This is a genomic window from Nocardia sp. NPDC056100, assembly GCF_042266325.1.
GTDB lineage: Bacteria > Actinomycetota > Actinomycetes > Mycobacteriales > Mycobacteriaceae > Nocardia.
Map to the genome: position 1 here is coordinate 650,803 of NZ_JBHJVY010000001.1, position 20,156 is coordinate 670,958.

At 65.9% G+C, this 20,156-nt stretch carries 19 protein-coding genes; 8 read left to right on the top strand and 11 right to left on the bottom strand.

All coding sequences use genetic code 11. The features are described from left to right. Window positions 1–3: 3 nt before the first annotated feature. Entirely contained in the window at window positions 4–492 is a 489-nt protein-coding gene (locus ACFC0O_RS03075) for a hypothetical protein (protein WP_375953350.1), read from the bottom strand. Window positions 493–625: 133 nt separating this feature from the next. On the opposite strand from ACFC0O_RS03075, the gene ACFC0O_RS03080 reads away from it, so the two are divergent. The 4 genes from ACFC0O_RS03080 (at window position 626) to ACFC0O_RS03095 (ending at window position 3,277) form a co-directional block, all read left to right on the top strand. Then, the gene (locus tag ACFC0O_RS03080; protein WP_375953352.1) at window positions 626–1,456 is read left to right on the top strand and encodes a TIGR02452 family protein; all 831 of its coding nucleotides are present in this window, start codon (window positions 626–628) and stop codon (window positions 1,454–1,456) included. Between the two features lie 7 nt (window positions 1,457–1,463). Further along, window positions 1,464–2,057, top strand: coding sequence for a DUF4291 domain-containing protein (locus ACFC0O_RS03085; RefSeq protein ID WP_375953354.1), 594 nt, complete (start codon window positions 1,464–1,466; stop codon window positions 2,055–2,057). Window positions 2,058–2,198: 141 nt separating this feature from the next. Further along, window positions 2,199–2,576, top strand: coding sequence for a hypothetical protein (locus ACFC0O_RS03090; protein ID WP_375953356.1), 378 nt, complete (start codon window positions 2,199–2,201; stop codon window positions 2,574–2,576). Window positions 2,577–2,662: 86 nt separating this feature from the next. Continuing rightward, window positions 2,663–3,277 (top strand): methyltransferase family protein, encoded by a 615-nt coding sequence (locus ACFC0O_RS03095; RefSeq protein ID WP_375953358.1) that lies wholly within the window; start codon window positions 2,663–2,665, stop codon window positions 3,275–3,277. A 78-nt stretch (window positions 3,278–3,355) separates the two neighbouring features. Here ACFC0O_RS03095 and tpiA read toward each other — a convergent pair whose 3' ends face one another. The 7 genes from tpiA to uvrC all read right to left on the bottom strand — a co-directional run bounded on the left by tpiA (window position 3,356) and on the right by uvrC (window position 11,772). Continuing rightward, the gene (gene tpiA, locus ACFC0O_RS03100; RefSeq protein WP_364632571.1) at window positions 3,356–4,141 is read right to left on the bottom strand and encodes a triose-phosphate isomerase; all 786 of its coding nucleotides are present in this window, start codon (window positions 4,139–4,141) and stop codon (window positions 3,356–3,358) included. Window positions 4,142–4,144: 3 nt separating this feature from the next. Further along, window positions 4,145–5,359: a phosphoglycerate kinase gene (locus ACFC0O_RS03105; RefSeq protein WP_375953360.1), complete on the bottom strand. Its 1,215-nt coding sequence runs from the start codon at window positions 5,357–5,359 to the stop codon at window positions 4,145–4,147. A 5-nt stretch (window positions 5,360–5,364) separates the two neighbouring features. After that, a complete protein-coding gene (gap, locus tag ACFC0O_RS03110) occupies window positions 5,365–6,381 on the bottom strand; it encodes a type I glyceraldehyde-3-phosphate dehydrogenase (protein ID WP_364632567.1) in 1,017 nt (338 codons plus the stop codon). Window positions 6,382–6,608: 227 nt separating this feature from the next. Further along, complete coding sequence (gene whiA / locus ACFC0O_RS03115; protein WP_364632565.1) at window positions 6,609–7,592, bottom strand: DNA-binding protein WhiA; 984 nt, start codon at window positions 7,590–7,592, stop codon at window positions 6,609–6,611. Further along, on the bottom strand, window positions 7,583–8,653 hold the full coding sequence (yvcK, locus tag ACFC0O_RS03120; protein WP_375953362.1) for a uridine diphosphate-N-acetylglucosamine-binding protein YvcK: 1,071 nt from the start codon (window positions 8,651–8,653) through the stop codon (window positions 7,583–7,585). Before yvcK ends, whiA begins: the two co-directional genes overlap by 10 nt. After that, window positions 8,650–9,600, bottom strand: coding sequence for an RNase adapter RapZ (rapZ, locus tag ACFC0O_RS03125; RefSeq protein ID WP_375953364.1), 951 nt, complete (start codon window positions 9,598–9,600; stop codon window positions 8,650–8,652). Before rapZ ends, yvcK begins: the two co-directional genes overlap by 4 nt. A gap of 171 nt (window positions 9,601–9,771) precedes the next feature. Next, on the bottom strand, window positions 9,772–11,772 hold the full coding sequence (uvrC, locus tag ACFC0O_RS03130; protein ID WP_375953366.1) for an excinuclease ABC subunit UvrC: 2,001 nt from the start codon (window positions 11,770–11,772) through the stop codon (window positions 9,772–9,774). A 187-nt stretch (window positions 11,773–11,959) separates the two neighbouring features. Between uvrC and ACFC0O_RS03135 the strand changes: the two genes are divergently transcribed. Together ACFC0O_RS03135 and ACFC0O_RS03140 are read left to right on the top strand one after the other, a co-directional pair. Further along, complete coding sequence (locus tag ACFC0O_RS03135; RefSeq protein WP_375953368.1) at window positions 11,960–12,172, top strand: hypothetical protein; 213 nt, start codon at window positions 11,960–11,962, stop codon at window positions 12,170–12,172. Between the two features lie 117 nt (window positions 12,173–12,289). Next, window positions 12,290–12,622 (top strand): hypothetical protein, encoded by a 333-nt coding sequence (locus tag ACFC0O_RS03140; protein WP_364632555.1) that lies wholly within the window; start codon window positions 12,290–12,292, stop codon window positions 12,620–12,622. A 71-nt stretch (window positions 12,623–12,693) separates the two neighbouring features. Here the strand turns inward: ACFC0O_RS03140 and ACFC0O_RS03145 are convergent, their stop codons facing one another. Beyond that, complete coding sequence (locus ACFC0O_RS03145) at window positions 12,694–13,944, bottom strand: winged helix-turn-helix domain-containing protein (protein WP_375953370.1); 1,251 nt, start codon at window positions 13,942–13,944, stop codon at window positions 12,694–12,696. 80 nt (window positions 13,945–14,024) lie between these two features. Here ACFC0O_RS03145 and ACFC0O_RS03150 point away from each other — a divergent pair, with 80 nt between their 5' ends. After that, a complete protein-coding gene (locus ACFC0O_RS03150) occupies window positions 14,025–15,689 on the top strand; it encodes an FAD-binding dehydrogenase (RefSeq protein WP_375953372.1) in 1,665 nt (554 codons plus the stop codon). Between the two features lie 55 nt (window positions 15,690–15,744). Here ACFC0O_RS03150 and ACFC0O_RS03155 read toward each other — a convergent pair whose 3' ends face one another. Next, on the bottom strand, window positions 15,745–16,071 hold the full coding sequence (locus tag ACFC0O_RS03155) for a hypothetical protein (protein ID WP_375953374.1): 327 nt from the start codon (window positions 16,069–16,071) through the stop codon (window positions 15,745–15,747). 412 nt (window positions 16,072–16,483) lie between these two features. After that, window positions 16,484–17,953 (bottom strand): amino acid permease, encoded by a 1,470-nt coding sequence (locus ACFC0O_RS03160; RefSeq protein ID WP_364632547.1) that lies wholly within the window; start codon window positions 17,951–17,953, stop codon window positions 16,484–16,486. Between the two features lie 229 nt (window positions 17,954–18,182). On the opposite strand from ACFC0O_RS03160, the gene ACFC0O_RS03165 reads away from it, so the two are divergent. Further along, a complete protein-coding gene (locus tag ACFC0O_RS03165) occupies window positions 18,183–20,147 on the top strand; it encodes a gamma-glutamyltransferase family protein (protein ID WP_375953376.1) in 1,965 nt (654 codons plus the stop codon). Window positions 20,148–20,156 lie beyond the last annotated feature (9 nt).

The window sequence follows — 20,156 nt, forward strand, 5'->3', positions numbered from 1 at the left end:
CGGTCAGTCTGCCGTAACCAGGTGCGGGTGTGCGGCGCGACGGGCCAGGACGACGCCGCGGCCCGCGCGATTCAGGGCGAGCATGATCAGGATCGCACCCACCGAGGCCACGACATCCGCGCCGAGGTGCTTGGCTCCGATATCGACGCCGATGCGGACCGCCAGCAGTATCAGCCACAGGGCCGAGCCGAGCCAGCCGGTGCGCGCCTGCCATCCATCACCGGTCCGGCGGACCTGGGACAGCGCGCCCATGGCGAGTCCGACCGCGATGCTCAGTACGGCCGACACCGCAAGCAGGACGACCGCGACTGCGCTGATGCCCGCCGCGGGGATCGCGGATTTCAGTTGAACGAATCCGACGACGCCCAGGATGATGGGGCCGCGCCACATGCGCATCGGGTCCAGGTCCTGCCAGCGGGTCTGGCGGAGCATGATCCAACCGACCACCAGCACGATGATCGCGCCTTCGACTACCGCGTTCTGCAAGTTCATGATTCGAGCGTCGGTCAGAAGCGGGTCGCGTCCCACCACCCCGGGGTGGAGTGCGGGTGGAAATCCAGGGATTTAGTAGTGGTGACCAAAATTCGAATGACGGGGTGCGGCGCGCGCCGTACGGTCTTGGGTCATGAGTAGTAGTCCCAGGGAAATGGCGGTGCGGAACGAGGAGATCGCGGACGCGGGCGGTTATCGGACGGCCGGCGGCGTCGAGGTCGATATTCGCGCGGCGCTGGCGGCGGCGCGGGCCGGAACCGTTTCGTACGCACCGGAAGACGTCGTCGCCGGGGTCGAACGCGGAAGTTTCGCCGGGCGGCCCGAAGTCACCGATGAGGGCAGTATCGACGCGGCACGACGGTTGTTCGAGAGTGGCGGGCGATCGGTCGGGGTGCTGAATTTCGCATCGGCGCGGAATCCGGGCGGTGGGTATCTGCGTGGCGCGCGGGCACAGGAGGAGGATCTGTGCCGCAGTGCGCTGCTGTACCGATGCCTGCTGGAGGCACCGGATTATTATGCGGCGCATCGTGATTCGACGGATCTTCGATACAGCGATCGGGTGATCTTCTCGCCCGGTGTGCCGGTTATTCGCGATCGGAGTGCTGAGTTGCGCACGGATCCGTACCCGGTTTCGTTCCTTACCTCGCCCGCACCGAATGCCGGTCAGCTGAATCTGCGTTCGGAACAACCCGTTTCGGTGCGCGAGGTGCTGAATACGCGTGCGGCCAAGGTCCTTGCCGTCGCGGCGCGGCATGGCATCCGCGATCTGGTGCTCGGCGCGTGGGGTTGCGGGGTCTTCCGCAATGATCCCGCCGAGGTCGCCGCCGCATTCGCCCATGCGCTCGATATCCACGGCGCGGCCTTCGACCGGGTGGTGTTCGCCGTCTGGGATCGGGCCGCTGTCTCCGCCAATCGCACCGCGTTCGAGGACAGATTCCTCTCCCCCACAAGACAATCGGGATAGCAGGACAATGACGAACAACTTCGAGATCAGGGCCGATTACGACCGCGACAGCATCGTCGTCTATCAGGCATTCCGGGAGCAGATCGCCGCACCCGCCGTGGCGGCGCAGCGGTTCGTGCCGCCGTTCTCCACCAATCGCATGACCTGGATCAAACCGTCCTTCCGATGGCTGATGCATCGGAGCAACTGGGCGCGCAAGCCCGGGCAGGAATGCATTCTCGCGGTGCGGATTTCGCGGGCCGGTTGGGAGGAGGCATTGGGACAGGCGGTGCTCACGGGTCATGACCGGCGGGTGTACGCCGACTCGACGGCTTGGCGAAAAGCGTTCTCGCACGCGGTGGTTCACGTGCAGTGGGATCCGGAGTACTCCTTGCGGGCCGCCAAGCTCGACCATCGCAGTATTCAGGTCGGACTGTCCCGGCACATTATCGATCGCTACGTCGACGAGTGGACCGTGGAGATCCGCGATGTGACGCCGCTGGTGCACAAGATGTCGGCTCATCTGCGCGCGGGCCACGTCGATCGCGCCAAGGCGCTACTGCCGCCGGAACGGCCGTATCCGCTGGATGCCGAGCTGGCACACCGAATCGGAGTGCGCTGACCGCCGCGTGAGATCCGGCGAAAGCGCCACCGTCCGGGCGCGCGCCGATTACCCTGCGAAACGTTTTCATTTCAGTTTCGACGTGGGTCGCGACAGTCGTCAGGTTTCGTGCTGGCGGATCCGCCGGAAGGACCCTGCTGTATGCGTAAATCCCTGTGGGTCAATGGCATTGCCCTCACCGCCGCCGCGCTCATGAGCGCCGCCGGACCCGCCTCGGCCACCGTGTCCGACACCATGGGCTACGACTCCACCTTCAAGGTCGGCGTCGATATCAAGCCCGGCGTCTACACCACGACCACCGCCGCCACCATCTGCGCCTGGGCGCGGCTCTCGGCCATCACCGACGATCTCAGCGCGGTGCTGGAGAGCGGCGGCGCGATCAACGGCAAGGTCACCGTCGAGATCAAATCCGGCGATATCGCGTTCTTCACCACCGGCTGCGGCACCTGGAAGTTGCAGACCACCACCAATATCTCCACCGGGTCCGGCGGCAGCGGATCCGGGACCGGCTCGTCCTAGGCTGCCCGCCGTGTCCACCCCCGGGTGGACACGGTCCGGCCCCGAGGTGGTGGTCGCGACGGCGGTCCGGGAGCACGCTGAAACACATGGTCATCATTCATCTACTGCCGAATATCGCGGGCTGGAGCCTGCAGGCGGTCGGGATCGTCTGGCTCGTCACCGCCGTCTGGTTCGCGGCGCAACGCCGGGACACGCTGCGCGGCAAACTCTGGCATTTCGCGCGCACCCTGCTCCCCGAACCCTGGATGATCATCGGCCTGGCCGCCCTGATCATCATCCTGAACCTGCTCCCCGCCTCGATCTGGCACCCGATCAGCTGGCACAACCCCGCCCTGACCGAATTCGGATCGGTCCTGGTAATCGCCTCGTCCGCCCTCATGATCTGGGCACGACTGGCCCTGGGCAATATGTGGGCCGGACGCCCGATGATCCAGCAGGAACACGAATTACGCACCGGCGGCCCCTACCAGCTCGTACGACACCCGATCTACACCGGCATCCTCGGCGTCATGTTCGGCCTCACCCTCATGGCCGGATTCGGCCCCTCCACAGTGACTTTCGCCTTCGTCCTGGCCTGGCTGCTCCACCGAGTCCACGAGGAAGACCGCATCCTGATCAACACCTTCGGCAACGACTACCGCACCTACCAACAACAGGTCAATACCCTGATCCCCCTGCCCCACCGCATGATTCACCAGTGAGCCCGACGAACGACGTGAAAATGCCGATGGGGCCGGACATCTGGTGATGTCCGGCCCCATCGGGGGGTGTAGCGACCGTTACGGGAGGGGGCCGCCGGCGGCGATGGCTGAGAGGGTGGCGAATTCGTCGCCCTTCAGGGAGGCGCCGCCTACGAGGGCTCCGTCGATATCGGTTTGGCTGATCAGTTCGCCTACGTTCTTGGCGTTGACCGAGCCGCCGTAGAGGACTCGGACTCCGGCTGCCACTTCGGGATTCGCCAGGTCGGCGAGTTCCTTGCGGATGGCGCCGCAGACCTCTTGGGCGTCGGCGGGGGTGGCTACCTTGCCGGTGCCGATGGCCCAGACGGGCTCGTAGGCGATGACGACCTTGGAGATTTCCTCGGCGGTCAGGCCCTTGAGAGAACCGCGGAGCTGTTCGAGGTTGTACTCGACGTGGGTCTTGGATTCGCGGACGCCCAGGCCCTCACCGATGCAGACGATCGGGGTGATGCCGTATTTGAGCGCCTGCTTGGCCTTGGCCAGCACTGTCGCGTCATCTTCCAGGTGGTACTGGCGACGCTCGGAGTGACCGACGACCACGTAGGTGCAACCCAGCTTGGCCAGCATGGAACCGCTGATCTCGCCGGTGTAGGCACCCTCGTCATGGGTCGAGACATCCTGCGCGCCATAGGTGAGCAGAAGGCGATCGCCCTCGATGAGGGTTTGCACGCTGCGCAGATCGGTGAACGGCGGGATCACCGTGACATCGACCTTCGCGAAGTACTTCTCGGGCAGGGCGAAAGCGATCTTCTGCACCAGAGCGATGGACTCCAGGTGGTTCAGATTCATCTTCCAGTTGCCCGCGATAAGCGGCTTACGTGCCATTGCTCAGTCCTCCAGTACCGCGATGCCGGGGAGTTCCTTGCCCTCCAGGTACTCCAGCGACGCGCCGCCACCGGTGGAGATATGCGAGAAACCCTCATCGGGCAGGCCGAGGGTGCGCACGGCCGCGGCCGAATCGCCGCCACCGACCACGGTGAACGCGCCCTTACCGGTGGCGACCACGATCGCCTCGGCAACGCCGCGGGTACCGGCCGCGAACTTCTCGAACTCGAACACGCCCATGGGCCCGTTCCAGAACACCGTCTTGGCCTCGGTCAGCAGTGCGCCGAACCGATCGGTGGACTCCGGACCGATGTCCAGACCCATCCAGCCTTCGGGAATCTCGTTGGCGGGCACCACCTTCGACTCCGCGTCGGCGGCGAACTTATCCGCCACCACGATATCGCGCGGCAGGTGGATCACATCGGCGTACTTGTCGAGCAGACCCTTGCAGGTGTCGATCATCTCTTCCTGCAGCAGCGAACCGCCGACCGGAAGCCCTTGCGCGGCAAGGAAGGTGAAGCACATGCCGCCGCCGATGACCAGCGTGTCGACCTTCGGCGCGAGCGCCTCGATGACCGCCAGCTTGTCGGAGACCTTGGAACCGCCGAGCACGACCGCGTACGGGCGCTCCGCGTTCTCGGTGAGCTTGCGCAGCACTTCGGTCTCGGCCGCGACCAGTCCGCCCGCGTAATGCGGAAGCAGCTTGGCCACATCGAAAACCGACGCCTGCTTGCGGTGCACGACACCGAAACCGTCGGAGACGAACGCGCCGTCATCGCCGACCAGCTCGACCAGCGCCGCGGCCAGCTTGGCCCGCTGCGCGTCGTCCTTGCTGGTCTCACGCGCGTCGAAGCGAATGTTCTCCAGCAGCAACACATCACCGTCGGTGAGGCCCTCGGACCGCGCGAGCGCGTCCTGCCCCACCACATCACCGGCGAGCTGCACATTGCGGCCCAGCTCTTCGGCCAGACGCGCCGCCACGGGAGCGAGCGAGAGCTTCGGATCCGGCTCACCCTTCGGGCGGCCCAGATGCGCGGTCACAACCACTTTCGCGCCCGCCTCGGCGAGCGCCCTGATGGTCGGAGCCGACGCGATGATGCGGCCCGGATCGGTGATTACACCGTTGTCGTCGAGGGGAACGTTCAGGTCGGAGCGCACGAGTACGCCCCGACCCTCGACACCCTCGCTCAGCAGATCCTGGAGTGTCTTGATCGCCATCGCGCTTACAGGGACTTGCCGACGAGACCGATGAGGTCGGCCAGGCGGTTGGAGTAGCCCCACTCGTTGTCGTACCACGAGGCGACCTTGACCTGGTTGTCGATGACCTGGGTCAGCGGCGCGTCGTAGATGGAGGAGTGCGGGTCGGTCACGATGTCGGTGGAGACGATCGGATCGGTGTTGTACTTCAGGATGCCCTTGAGCGGCCCGTCGGCGGCGGCCTTCATGGCGGCGTTGATCTCGTCGACGGTCGCGGCCTTCTTCAGCACGACGGTCAGGTCGGTGAGCGAACCGGTCGGAACCGGCACGCGCAGCGCGTAACCGTTGAGTTTGCCCTGCAGTTCGGGGAGCACGAGGCCGATGGCCTTGGCGGCGCCGGTGCCGGTGGGCACGATGTTCAGCGCGGCGGCGCGGGCGCGACGCAGATCCTTGTGCGGGGCGTCCTGCAGGTTCTGGTCCTGGGTGTACGCGTGCACGGTGGTCATGAGGCCGTGCTCGATGCCGAAGGAATCGTTGAGCACCTTGGCAATCGGACCCAGGCAGTTGGTGGTGCACGACGCGTTGGAGATGATGTTCTGCGAACCGTCGTACTTGTCATCGTTCACGCCCATCACGATGGTGATGTCCTCACCCGAGGCGGGGGCGGAGATGATGACCTTCTTGGCGCCGGCGGACAGGTGACCCTTCGCCTTGGCGGAGTCGGTGAAGATACCGGTGGACTCGACGACCACGTCGACACCCAGTTCGGCCCACGGCAGGGCGGACGGGCCCTCCTTGATGGCGAGCGCCTTGATGCGCTGCTCACCGACGACGATGAAGTCACCGTCGACCGAGACGTCCTGCGGCAGGCGACCCAGGATGGAGTCGTACTTCAGCAGCGTCGCCAGGGTCTGGATGTCGGTCAGGTCGTTCACCGCGACAATCTCGATGTCGGTGGTGCCGAGGGCCTTCAGCGCCTCTACGGCCCGGAAGAAGTTACGTCCGATGCGGCCGAAGCCGTTGATACCTACCCGGACAGTCACGTTATCGCTCCTCAGTTGTGTCGCGGAACTTATTCTGTTGCACCCCTCACCCTAGACCGTCACGAGGATGTAACGGACAGGCCCCTCTCACGGCCGTAGGGCCCGGTGTGAGCAGGTGGCACAGTCCATACGGAACGGTCTGCGAGGGTGCACTGAAACACCGATGGCACCGCACCCTTTTCGAGGTGCAGCGCCATCGGATCATTATGTCCGATTTCAGGACATGATCACGCCTCTTCCAACAACTCCGCGGTAACAGCGGATTCGGTGTCCGGTATGCCAAGTTCCTTGGCGCGCCGGTCAGCCATCGACAGCAAGCGTCGAATACGGCCTGCCACAGCGTCTTTCGTCATCGGCGGATCGGCCAGCTGGCCGAGCTCCTCCAGCGACGCCTGCCGGTGCAGCACACGCAGTTTGCCCGCGGCGGCCAAATGATCCGGCACATCGTCGGCCAATATCTCCAGCGCGCGTTCCACGCGGGCGGCGGCGGCGACCGCGGCCCGGGCCGAACGACGCAGGTTCGCGTCGTCGAAGTTCGCGAGCCGGTTGGCCGTCGCCCGGACCTCGCGGCGCATGCGCCGTTCCTCCCAGGTGAGCCGGGTGTCCTGCGCGCCCATCCGGGTGAGCAGGGCGCCGATGGCCTCACCGTCGCGCACCACGACGCGATCGGTACCGCGCACTTCGCGCGCTTTGGCCGAAATGCCCATGCGGCGAGCCGCACCGACCAGGGCCAGCGCGGCCTCCGGTCCGGGGCAGCTGACCTCCAGCGCGGAGGAGCGGCCCGGTTCGGTGAGCGAACCGTGCGCGAGAAACGCTCCGCGCCAGGCGGCTTCGGCATCACCGATGCTGCCGCCGACCACCTGGGCGGGTAGACCCCGCACCGGGCGACCGCGCACATCGAGTAGGCCGGTCTGACGCGCCAGCGCCTCGCCTTCCTTGGAAACCCGTACCACGTACCGGGAGGTTTTCCGGAGTCCGCCCGCACCCAGGACGTGCACATCGGAGCCGTATCCATACAGCTCGAAGATCTCGCGTCGCAGTCGGCGTGCGATGGAACCCATGTCCACCTCTGCCTCAACGATCACGCGACCACCGACGATGTGCAATCCACCGGCGAACCGCAGTAGCGCGGACAGTTCCGCCTTGCGCGAGCTCACCTGAGAAATGGTGAGCCGGCTCAGCTCGTCCTTCACTTCCGCTGTCATCGCCACGAGACGCGCTCCTTTCCACCCAACCCGGTGCGCACATGTTGGCCCATATGCCGTCCTTCGACTCGAAGCCCTGCTGATTCCGGCCGAGGTTGCCGGATCACCTGATCCAGTGCGGCGGCAAGCTTTCCGGGGTGGTGCCGGTCTGTCCCGGCCTCGGCGACATCAGCGAAGGTTACTCGTGCTCGCAGCTGTTCGGCAGCTCTTGCCACATGTTCGCGCTCCCTACCCTCGGGTACGGATCCGGAATCCACCAAAACATGGTCGACCGTGAAATCCGGTGCGTGCTGGGACAATACATGGAGATGCCGTTCCGCGGAGAATCCGGCCGTTTCGCCCGGTTCCGCAGCTAGGTTGAGCACCAACACTTTCCGCGCCCGAGTGTGCAGTAGAGCTTCGTGCAAATCGGGCACGAGTACGTGTGGAATCACGCTCGTGAACCAGCTGCCGGGGCCCAGCACCACCACGTCCGCATGCTCGATTGCCGAGGTAGCCTCGGTGCACGCGGGCGGATCCGACGGAATCAGCCGCACCCGCCGCACCTTGCCCGGCGTCGTCGCCACGGCCACCTGACCTCGAATGCAACGGCTCACCCGGGGGTCGCCCTCCAGGCCGGCGACATCGGCTTCGATGGTCAGCGCGATCGGCGACATGGGTAGCACGCGACCGGTGATCCGCAGGATCCTGCCCGCTTCGTCAAGGGCCGCAACGGGATCCCCGAGCTCCTCGGTGAGGCCCGCCAGGATCAGGTTGCCGACCGAATGCCCGGCGAGCGCGCCGGAGCCGCCGAAGCGATGCTGGAGCGTCCGCGCCCAGACCCCGTCGGACTCTTCGGCCAAGGCCGCCAACGCCATTCGCAGATCACCCGGCGGTAGCATGCCGAGTTCCGCCCGTAGCCGTCCGGAGGACCCGCCGTCATCGGCGACCGTCACCACCGCCGTGATCTTGCGGGTCAGCCGCCGCACCGCCGTCAGCGTCGCGTACAGACCGTGTCCGCCACCCAGCGCGACGATCGCGGGGTTGGCGCCCCGGCTCGCCGCGGTGTCGGTGTCGCGCGCACTCATTCCCGCCCCAAATCCCGATGAACCACGCGAACAACGTCCCCCGATCCGTTGTTCGCGCCGGCGCCGAGTAGTTCACCCAGGGCCTCCGCTATTGCCACACTGCGGTGCTTACCGCCGGTGCAGCCCACTGCCACGGTCATGTATCGCTTCCCCTCTTGGCGGTAGCCCTCGGTGGTGAGATCGATGAGGTGGCGGCCGGTACCCAGATAATCCTGGGCACCCGGACGTGACAGCACGTACTCACTGACCGGGGCATCCTGTCCGGTCTGTTCGCGGAGTTCCGGGACCCAATGCGGATTGGGCAGGAAACGCAAATCCAACACCATATCGGCGTCCAGTGGTACTCCGTACTTGAAACCGAACGATTGGATTGTTAATTGGAGGGCGGTGGGGGTGGCCCCGCCGTAGGCCTCTTCCAGCTTTCGGTGCAGCTGATGAATCGATAGCGCGGTGGTGTCGATAACCAGGTCGGCCGCGGTCTTCACCGAGGAAAGCCGCGCCCGCTCGGCCGCGATGCCCGCGGTCAGCGTGCCGTCGGCGCTCTCGCTCTGCAGCGGATGGCGCCGCCGGGCGAACCCGTAACGACGGATCAGGACATCGTCGGAGGCCTCCAGGAAGAGAATGCGGGTGGGCACGCCCGCGGCGCGCAATTGTTCGGTGACCGCCGAGAGATTTCCGGTGAAGAACCTGCTGCGCACATCCATGACCATGGCGAGCTTGCGAATCGGCGGATCGGCGCTCTCGCCGAGTTCGACCAGGCGGCCGATCAACTCGGGCGGCAGATTATCGGCCACGTAGTAGCCCAAATCCTCGAGCACCTTCGCAGCGGTACCACGCCCCGCTCCGGATAAACCGGTGACGATGACCACCTCCACCGGTTGCTCACCGATCTCGGTCGTACTGCTGGATTCTGCGACCGCATTGCTGCTGGCTTCGACGCGCGTCATGTCCTACCGGGTTCGTCTCTGAGGGTCCCTCGATCATCCTGCACCGATACCCGATTGCCGCGCAGGCGCACGCTCGAGGAGAGACACAGATGTAATTCTCCCTCCCGACCTGCACAGTCGGCGTGTCGCGCGACTCGCTCTCGGCGTGTCGCGCCACTGACCGGGGATGAACTAGTCGGTATGCAAAGCAGCGAGCACTGCCTTGGCCGTAGCCATCCCGATGCCCGGGACCTCGGTGATCTGCTCCACCGTAGCCTCCTTCAGCTTCGCGACCGATCCGAAGTGCGTCACCAGCGCCGTTTTCCGGGTTTCGCCCAGGCCCGGCACGGTATCGAGCACCGAGGCGGTCATCCGGCGCGAACGTTTGCTGCGATGGAAGGTGATGGCGAAACGGTGTGCCTCATCGCGGACCCGCTGGAGCAGATAGAGCGCCTCACTGGTGCGCGGCATGATGACCGGATCGGGTTCGTTCGGCACCCAGACCTCTTCCAGGCGCTTGGCCAGGCCGATGACCGCGACATCGGTGATGCCCAGTTCGTCCAGGATCTCGGCGGCGGCGCTCACCTGCGGCGCGCCGCCGTCGACCACGTACAGGTTGGGCGGATAGGCGAAGCGGCGCGGTTTACCGGTCTTCGGGTCGATGCCGGGCAGGCCGGGTTCCATTGCGTCCGAATCGGATTCGGCGAGCTCGGCGGCTTCGGCGGCATCCAGGTCGCGGCGCAGTTTGGCGAAGCGGCGGCGCGTGACCTCGGCGATGCTGGCCACATCGTCGGAGCGGCCGTCACCGGCGGCCTCCTTGATGGCGTAGTGCCGGTACTCGGACTTGCGGGCCAGGCCGTCCTCGAACACGACCAGCGAGGCCACCACATCGGTGCCCTGCACGTGGCTGATATCGACGCATTCGATGCGCAGCGGTGCGCTGTCCAGATCCAGGGCGTCCTGGATCTCCTGGAGCGCGGCCGAGCGGGCGGTGAGATCGCCTGCGCGCCTTAACTTGTGCTGTTGCAGCGCCTCCTGTGCGTTGCGCTGCACGGTCTCGGCGAGGGCCTTCTTATCGCCGCGCTGCGGGATGCGGAGCTGCACGGCCGAACCGCGCAGGGTGGAGAGCCACTGCTGCACCTGTTCGGCGTCCCGGGGCAGGGCGGGGACCAGGACTTCGCGCGGCACCACATTGCCGGGCTGTTCCTCACCGGTCTGCTCGGCCAGGGTGGACTGCTCACCGTAGAACTGGGTGAGGAACTGCTCCACCAGGGCGGGCAGTTCACCGCCCGATTCGACCTCGTCGATGGCATCGCCGGATTTGTCGACCACCCAGCCGCGCTGACCGCGCACGCGGCCGTTGCGGACGTGGAAGATCTGCACGGCGACTTCCAATTCGTCTATGGCGAAGTCGATTACGTCCGCATCGGTGCCGGTGCCGAGCACCACGGCCTGCTTCTCCAACGCGCGGCGCAGTGCCTGGACGTCATCGCGCAGGCGTGCGGCGGTCTCGAAATCGAGCTCCTCGGAGGCGGCGTGCATCCGCTTCTCCAGCTCCTTGACCAATCGGTCGGTCTTACCGGAGAGGAAGTCGCAGAAGTCCTCGACGATCTGCCGATGCTCATCGGCGCTCACCCGGCCGACGCACGGCGCGGAGCATTTGTCGATATAGCCGAGCAGGCAGGGACGGCCGATCTGGTTGTGCCGCTTGAAGACTCCGGCCGAACAGGTGCGCACCGGGAAGACCCGCAGCAGCAGATCCAGGGTTTCGCGAATTGCCCACGCGTGCGCGTACGGGCCGAAGTACCGCACGCCCTTCTTGCGCGCGCCGCGATAGACGAATACCCGCGGATACTCCTCGTTGAGGCTGACCGCGAGCACCGGATACGACTTGTCGTCCCGGTAGCGGACATTGAAGCGCGGATCGAATTCCTTGATCCAGTTGTATTCCAGCTGTAGCGCTTCGACCTCGGTGGAGACGACGGTCCACTCCACGCTGGCGGCGGTGGTGACCATCTGGCGGGTGCGCGGATGCAATCCGGAGATATCGGCGAAGTACGAGTTCAGCCTGCTGCGCAGGCTTTTCGCCTTACCGACGTAGATGACCCGCTTGTGGACATCCCGGAACTGGTAGACGCCGGGCTCAACAGGAATGGTCCCCGGCGCGGGCCGGTACGTCGCGGGATCTGGCACGCACCCAGATTAACGAGCCCCTCCGACAGCTCCCCCGCGCCCATCACACGACCAATCCGGCGAACGCGACACGACACTCATGTAGGACGCGCCACGCCGGAAGACTCATCCGCGGGCACGACGGCTCCGAAGGTACGGGCAAGATCACCGAACTGCCTGATCAGCGAACCCAGAGGAGAGCAGAACCATGATTCGCCTTCGCCGCCGGCGCCGGTCGCTCGCGATAGGGGCCGCACTGACGCTGGCCGCCGCCGCGCTGGTCGGGGTCTCCGTACCGGCGGCCGCCGAGTCCGCGGACGGCACCATATTCGTGTACGGCGACTACCTGATTCACGAATCGACCGTCGTGATCTGCGGCGGTCCGGTGCTCACCGCGCCCGCGCCCCTGCTCGTCGCATAACCGCGCCACGCCGACCGCTCGCGCGCGTACTCCCACGTACCGCCGCCGACTGAGGCCAGTATGGGTGCGCACTGTCATCGGACCAGCTGTCCACGCAACAACGGGAGAGTATTGAAGATGAACCGTCCCCACCTCCGTTCGCTCGCCACCGGCTCGGCCCTGAGCCTGGGCGCGGCGGCCCTGGTCACCCTGGGCGCACCGGCCACGCAGGCCGACGCGCCCTGCCGGATCGACCGCACCCTCGACACCGCGACCTACACCTGCCCGGAGGGTATGTGGTACGCCGCCGTCGTCGAATGCCTCGGCACCCGCCAGGTCGGCCACGGTTTCCAGTCCCCGACGTACATCGTCGGCGACTCACCGCGCCCCATGATTCCCATGACCATCGAATGCAATGGCGAGGGCAAGCAGGGCATCGTATTGAACGCCTATACGGACGGGCCGTTCTGACACTCGGTTAGCCGTCGCACCCCCTCTGCGCCGAAACATGTTGCGGCGCAGAGGGTGTGGTTGCACACCTGTCAGGCGCTGACGCGGATTCGGGCTGCCTTGGACAGGGCGGTGGCGAGGTCGCCTCGGGTGCCTATTTCCAGGGTGTCGAGTTCGAGCCAGTCGGCCATTTCGCGAAGTGCCGCAGCGAGTTCCACCGCTACGCGGGTACGGTCGTGGCCCGGTTCGAGGAATGCTCCTGGGACGCGGAGGATTCCGGTGGTGCGGTCGGCGCGCAGGTCCACGCGGGCGACGATCTCGCCGTCCAGGAGGAATGGGAAGACGTAGTAGCCGTGCACACGTTTGTGCTCGGGGGTGTAGATCTCGATGCGGTAGTGGAAGTCGAAGAGGCGTTCGGTGCGGGCGCGGAAGAAGATCAGCGGGTCGAAGGGGCACAGTAGGGCCGAGCCGGTGACGCGGCGCGGGATGCGGGCCGCGGTGTGCAGGTACGCGGGTTTGTCCCAGCCTTCGACGGCGACCTGTTCGAGTTCACCCGCGGCGATGAGGTCGGCGATGGCGGGCTCGGTCTGGGTGCGCTTGAGGCGGTAGTAGTCCCGCAGGTCGGTTTCGGTGGCGATGCCGTGCGCGGCGGACGAGCGGCGGACGAGTTCGCGGACGGCGTCGGGCTCATCGATCTCGCGGGCGCAGACCTCGGCGGGCAGGACGCGTTCGGTCAGGTCGTAATGACGTTGGAAGGCAACGCGTTTGGGGACCGAGAGTTCACCGGAGGCGAAGAGCTGCTCGCACACCACCTTGGTCTCGCTGTAGTTCCAGCCCCAATTGTCCTTGGCGCGTGGCCGATCCAGCTCCAGATGCTTCTCGATCTCACCGGCGGTGCTGGGGCCGAATTCGCGCAGTACGCTCTGCACCTCGTCGGCCAGCTTCTCATCGCGGTGGCGGCCCAGGCCCGCCCAGCGGCCGTGCCGGTATTTGATCATGCGCCAGCGCATGAGCGGCCAATCCTCGACCGGGAGCAGCGCGGCCTCGTGCGCCCAGTATTCGACCAGTTTGCGCGGCCGCCGCGCGGTATCGCTCCAGGCCATCTCATCCAATAGCGCCCGGTCGTACGCACCGATGCGACTGAACACCGGTGCGTAGTGCGCGCGCACCACCGCCGAGACCGAATCGATCTGTAGCAGTTTGGTGGTGTCCAGCACCTTGGCCAGCGTGCGGCGGGTGGGCGGACCGCTCGGGCGGGCGGTGGCGAAGCCCTGTGCGCCCAGGGCGATGCGACGCGCCGCAGCGACGGTCAGAGCAGCAGATCCATTGGAGGAAATCGGCACAGTAGAACAATGCCACGCCGCACCGACAGATCAGTTCGATACACTCGTGTATCGAACTTCTACAACCCTAGGAATTGGGCATGATCGAGAACCCGGATGTCATCGTCGTCGGCGCCGGTCTGGCCGGTCTCGTCGCGACCCACGAACTGGTCAAGGCGGGACGCCGGGTGCTGGTGGTGGATCAGGAGAACCGCGCCAACCTGGGCGGGCAGGCGTTCTGGTCGCTGGGCGGCCTGTTCTTCGTGGACAGTCCGGAGCAGCGCCGCCTGGGCGTGAAGGACTCCCTGGAGCTGGCCATGCAGGACTGGCTGGGCTCGGCGGGCTTCGACCGCGAGGACGAGGACCACTGGGGCCGCCAGTGGGCGCGCGCCTATGTGGAATTCGCGGCCGGTGAGAAGCGGCAGTACCTGCACGATCTCGGACTCCGGGTGACGCCGCTGGTCGGCTGGGCCGAGCGCGGCGGCGAATTCGCCGACGGGCACGGCAATTCGGTACCGCGCTTCCATCTCACCTGGGGTACCGGGCCGGAGGTGGTGCGGGTATTCCTGGAGCCGGTGCTGGCTGCCGAACAGCGCGGGCAGGTCGGCTTCGCCTTCCGCCATCGCGTGGACGAATTGGTGGTCGCCGATGACGCGGTCACCGGTATTCGCGGCAGCGTGCTGGAGCCCTCGGACGAAGCGCGCGGTGTGGCATCCTCACGAAATGTGGTGGGCGACTTCGAACTCGCCGCCAAGGCCGTGATCGTCACCTCCGGCGGCATCGGCCACAATCACGACCTGATTCGCGCCAACTGGCCGGTGGATCGCCTGGGCCCCTGCCCCGAGCACATGATCTCGGGTGTGCCCGCGCACGTGGACGGGCGCATGCTCGGCATCACCGAGGCCGCGGGCGGGCGCATCGTGAACCGGGATCGCATGTGGCACTACACCGAAGGCATTCACAACTGGGATCCGATCTGGCCCGATCACGCCATTCGCATCATTCCGGGTCCGTCGTCGCTGTGGTTCGATGCCAATGGAAAGCGTATGCCCGCACCGTGTTTCCCGGGTTTCGACACCAATGCCACCATGAAGCAGATCCTCTCGACCGGCTACGACTACTCCTGGTTCATCCTGGATCAGTCGATAATCGAGAAGGAGTTCGCGCTCTCGGGTTCGGAGCAGAATCCCGATATCACCGGTAAGGATCTCAAGCTCACGCTCAAGAGCCGGGTGGCCAAGGGCGCGCCGGGGCCGGTGGAAGCCTTCAAGCAGCACGGCGTGGACTTCATTGTCGCCGATACCCTTTCGGATCTCGTCGCTGGCATGAACAAGATCGCCCGCGGACCGCATCTGGACGCGGCCGATATCGAACGCCAGATCGTGGCCCGCGATCGCGATGCCGAGCACAAGTTCAGCAAGGACGGCCAGCTCATGGCCATCGGCAATGCCCGCCGCTACCTCGGCGACAAACTGGGCCGCGTCGCCACCCCGCACAAGATCCTCGACCCCGCGCACAGCCCGCTCATCGCGGTGCGATTGAACATCCTGACCCGAAAGACGCTGGGCGGCTTGCAGACCAACCTCGACTCCCAGGTCATGCGCCCGGACGGCACCGCCTTCCCGGGGCTCTACGCCGCGGGTGAGGTCGCCGGTTTCGGTGGCGGTGGCGTACACGGTTACAACGCCCTGGAAGGCACCTTCCTGGGCGGCTGCATCTTCTCCGGCCGCGCCGCCGGACGAGCGCTGGGCCGCAGCCTGAAGTAGCGCACCGATCGGAAGTTCTTGCCGCCCAGGCCGATGCGTGGGCGGCAATTCCGTCTCAGGCCGCCACGAACCACCGATAGCAGTCCCGGCGCAGCAGCAGCGCCAGCACCACACTGGACGCCATCACGCCGAACAGCACGGTGAAAGGCCCGACCCCCGTGGGCATTTCGGCCGATACCAGCGTGAAGACCCCGAAGAACGCCTGCAGGCTGGCCACTCCCAGCGCCGCGATCCAGACCCATTGCGAGCGCAGGCCGAAAAACAGTGCCACACCACCGGTTATCCAGGCGGCGCAGAAGTGCCCGGCGCTGCCGAGCATCTCGCCGAATCCGTCGGTCGCCGCCAGCAGCACGTGCAGAAACGCGAATCCCGCAGCGAACAAAGCCGCGTTCCGAGTTTCCCGCACCTGTGCGGGCAACTCGATCTCGGAACTATTACGGCGAATAATTCGTAGAACCTGTGTCAATCGCTCGAAAATCGTGGCAGGAACACTGTTCCCGGCACCCGTCGACGAGATGTCCACCTCGTCGACCACAGCCGAAGTCGAACTCACAGCACTCCTCATCGAGTAACCCCTGGTTGCGCGCCCCCTGCGAACGCGCAGAACCTGACGCTAACCAAATGTTTTGCTGCGAGACAATCGAGTTCGGGAAGTTATGACCATGGCCACAGCGCATAGCACGCACGGCAAACAGTGATATCGAACACATAACGGCCGCACACGAATTGCGTGTGCGGCCGTTGTAAGCGCAGGTCCCCCAGCGATTTTCCAGTATAGCGCCGGAAGCCGGAAACTACTTGTCGTCCATCGGGATCGGCGGAATCACCGGGAATTCCCCGGTGTATCCGGCCCGCTCCTGCGCGATGGCCAGCACCCGCGGTGCGGCGAACTTCCACCCGATCATCAAGGCGGGCACGATGATCACCAGGCTGGCGACGGTCCAGGTACCCACCGGCCGGTCGAAGGCCATCAGCACCAGCACCGCGAACAGGAACACCAGCGTGGCGATACCGGTGTAGGGCGCGCCGATCATGCGGAAGGCGGGTCGCTCGGCGCGGCCGTCGCGCGACCAGTACCAGAGCTTGAGCTGGCACAGCACGATGGTGGCCCAGGACGCCAGAATGCCCAGCGAGGCCACATTCAGCACGATCTCGAAGGCGTCCTCGGGGACGATGTAGTTCAGCCAGATGCCGAACAGCGCGATGGTGCTGGTGAGCAGGATGCCGCCGTAGGGCACACCGGCACTGGACATGCGCGCGGTGAACTTGGGCGCGCTGCCGTTCATGGCCATCGATCGCAGAATGCGCCCGGTCGAGTAGAGACCGGCGTTCAGCGAGGACAGCGCCGCGGTGAGCACCACGAAGTTCATGATCGAACCCATGTGCGCCACACCGACTTTGCTGAAGAAGGTGACGAACGGGCTCTCACCGGCCTTGTAGGCGGTGTACGGCAGCAGCAGCGCCAGCAGGATGACCGAACCGCAGTAGAACACCGCGATACGCACGATCACCGAGTTGATGGCGCGCGGCATGATCTTGGCCGGATTCTCCGTCTCACCCGCCGCGATGCCGACCATTTCGACCGCGGCGTAAGCGAATACGACACCCGAGGTGACGGTGATGAGCGGCAGCACACCGGTCGGGAACCAGCCGCCCGCATCGCTGACCATCCGGAATCCGGTGGCCGCGCCGTCGACATCGAAGCGCCCGGCCAGGAAGACGGTGCCCACCACCAGGAACGTGACCAGAGCCAGCACCTTGATCATGGCGGCCCAGAACTCCATCTCGCCGAACCACTTCACCGAGGCGAGGTTGATGCCGAGCACGATGATCAGTGCGCCCAGGGCCAGAATCCATTGCGCCACAGGCTCGAACGGGCCCCAGTAGTGCAGATAGGTGGCCACCGCGGTGGTGTCGACAATGCCGGTCATGGACCAGTTCAGGAAGTACATCCAGCCCGCGACGAACGCGGCTCGCTCACCGAAGAATTCGCGAGCGTAGGAGACGAACGATCCCGAGGAGGGGCGATGCAGTACCAGCTCGCCCAGGGCGCGCAGGATGAAGAAGACGAAAACTCCGCAGACCAGGTACACCACGAACAGCGACGGGCCCGCGCTGTGCAGGCGACCGCCCGCACCGAGGAACAGGCCGGTGCCGATGGCGCCGCCGATGGCGATCATCTGCAACTGACGAGGTTTGAGCGCCTTGTGATAGCCGCTGTCCTCGGCAGTCAGATTTGTGGCCTGTGTCCGGATCTCGGTCATATGCCGGTTAACCCTCCGCAATCGTGTGTTGAGGCGGTCCGACAGTACCTTGCAAATAACTGAGAACCACATCGCCGCTCCGAGCTGGGTGAGTTACTCATGGTCAGGGCACTTCAGCCGATATGACCGGCTTCCCAGTGCTGATAACCAGCGCGACGCCGATAGTCGGCATATCGCCCGAGCAACGCAAAATCCTGTCGGCATCGCGCCCCGGCGCTAGAGTCCGACCATGAGGCGCATGCGACGGCATACCTGGAGCGGCGCCGCGGCCGCCCTGCTGCTGCTACTCGGAGCGGCCACGGCCTGTTCGTCCGATTCGGACTCGAAACTGGGCGTGTGCGAGACCTCCCCCAACGGCACCCCCATCAGTGCCAGTGCGGGTAGCGGCCCCACCAGCACGAATCTGAGCCTGCACCCGGAGATCGCCACCGGGTACCGGACCGGTATGAAACCGGTGCACACCAAGACCTTCGCGGTCTCCACCGCCAATCCCATCGCCACCGCGGCAGCCTGCAAGGTGCTGCACGACGGCGGAACGGCCGCGGACGCGCTCATCGTGGCGCAGACCGTGCTCGGCCTGGTGGAACCGCAGGCGTCCGGACTCGGCGGCGGCGCGTTCCTGCTCTACTACGACGCCGCGAGTAAGCAGATCGACGCCTACGACGGCCGGGAAACCGCGCCGGCGGGGGCGACACAGGACTATCTGCGCTGGATAAGCGATACCGACCGCACCACACCGCAACCCAATGCGCGGGCCAGCGGCCGCTCCATCGGCACCCCGGGCGCACTGCGCATGCTGGAGCTGGCGCAGCGCGAACACGGTAAGCAAACCTGGCGTGATCTGTTCGCCCCGGCGATCGCCTTGGCGGATCAGGGTTTCCAGATCAGTCCGCGGATGGCGGGCCAAATCGCCGACAGCGCAGCGGATCTCAAGCGCGATGAGAACGCGAGCGCGTACTTCCTGCAGCCCGACGGCAGCCCGAAGACCGCCGGGACGACACTCACCAATCCCGCGATGTCCAAGACGCTCAACGCGATTGCCACCGACGGCGCGGACGCGCTGTACACCGGGGCCATCGCCAAGGACATCGTCGACGCCATCAACACCACCTCGGGCGGGCGCACGCCGGGTCTGACCACGCTCGCCGATCTGGCCGCGTACCAGCCGAAGAAGCGCACCGTGGTGTGCGCGCCGTATCGCACGCACGAGGTCTGCGGTATGCCCAATCCGTCCTCGGGCGGGATCACCGTCGAGGCGACGCTGGGCATTCTGTCGAACTTCGATCTGGCGTCCATGAAGCCGACGGACACCACCGGCGACAATGACACCGCCCGCAATGGCGGTAAGCCCACCGCGGAGGCGGTGCACATCATCTCCGAGGCGGAGCGGCTCGCCTACGCCGATCGCGATAAGTACATCGCGGACTCGGATTTCATTCCGATGCCGGGCAATTCACCGCAGGCACTGTTGAATCCGGACTACCTGAAGCAGCGTGCCGGGCTGATCGATCGCAATCACAGCATGGGCACCGCACAGCCCGGCGACTTCGGGCCGGTGCCGCTGGGCACCGCCGCACCGCAGCCCGAGCACGGCACCAGCCATATCTCCATCGTGGACGAGTACGGCAACGCCGCGTCCATGACCACGACGGTGGAATCGGCGTTCGGCTCCTTCCATATCGTGGACGGGTTCGTGCTGAACAACCAGCTCACCGACTTCGCCGCCGAACCGCTCGGCAAAGATGGCCTGCCCGTGGCGAATCGGATCGACGCGGGGAAGCGGCCGCGCAGCTCCATGGCTCCGACGCTGGTCTTCGACCGCGCCGCCGACGGTTCTCGTGGACAGCTGACGTACGTCACCGGATCCCCCGGCGGCGCGGTGATCATTCAGTTCGTGGTGAAAACCCTCGTGGCCATGCTGGATTGGGGCCTGAACCCGCAGCAGGCGGTGTCCATGGTGGCATTCGGCGCGGCCAACTCCCCCACCACCAACGTGGGTGGGGAGCATCCGGCGATCAATGCCGCCGACAACGGCGATCATGACGCACTCGTCCAGCAGCTACGCCAACTAGGGCACCAGGTATCAGTGCTGCCGCAATCCAGCGGCCTGTCCGCATTGGTGCGCGACGGGAACGGCTGGGTGGGCGGAGCTGATCCACGCCGCGAAGGCGCGGTGCTGGGCGACCCCAACTGACCCTCGCCT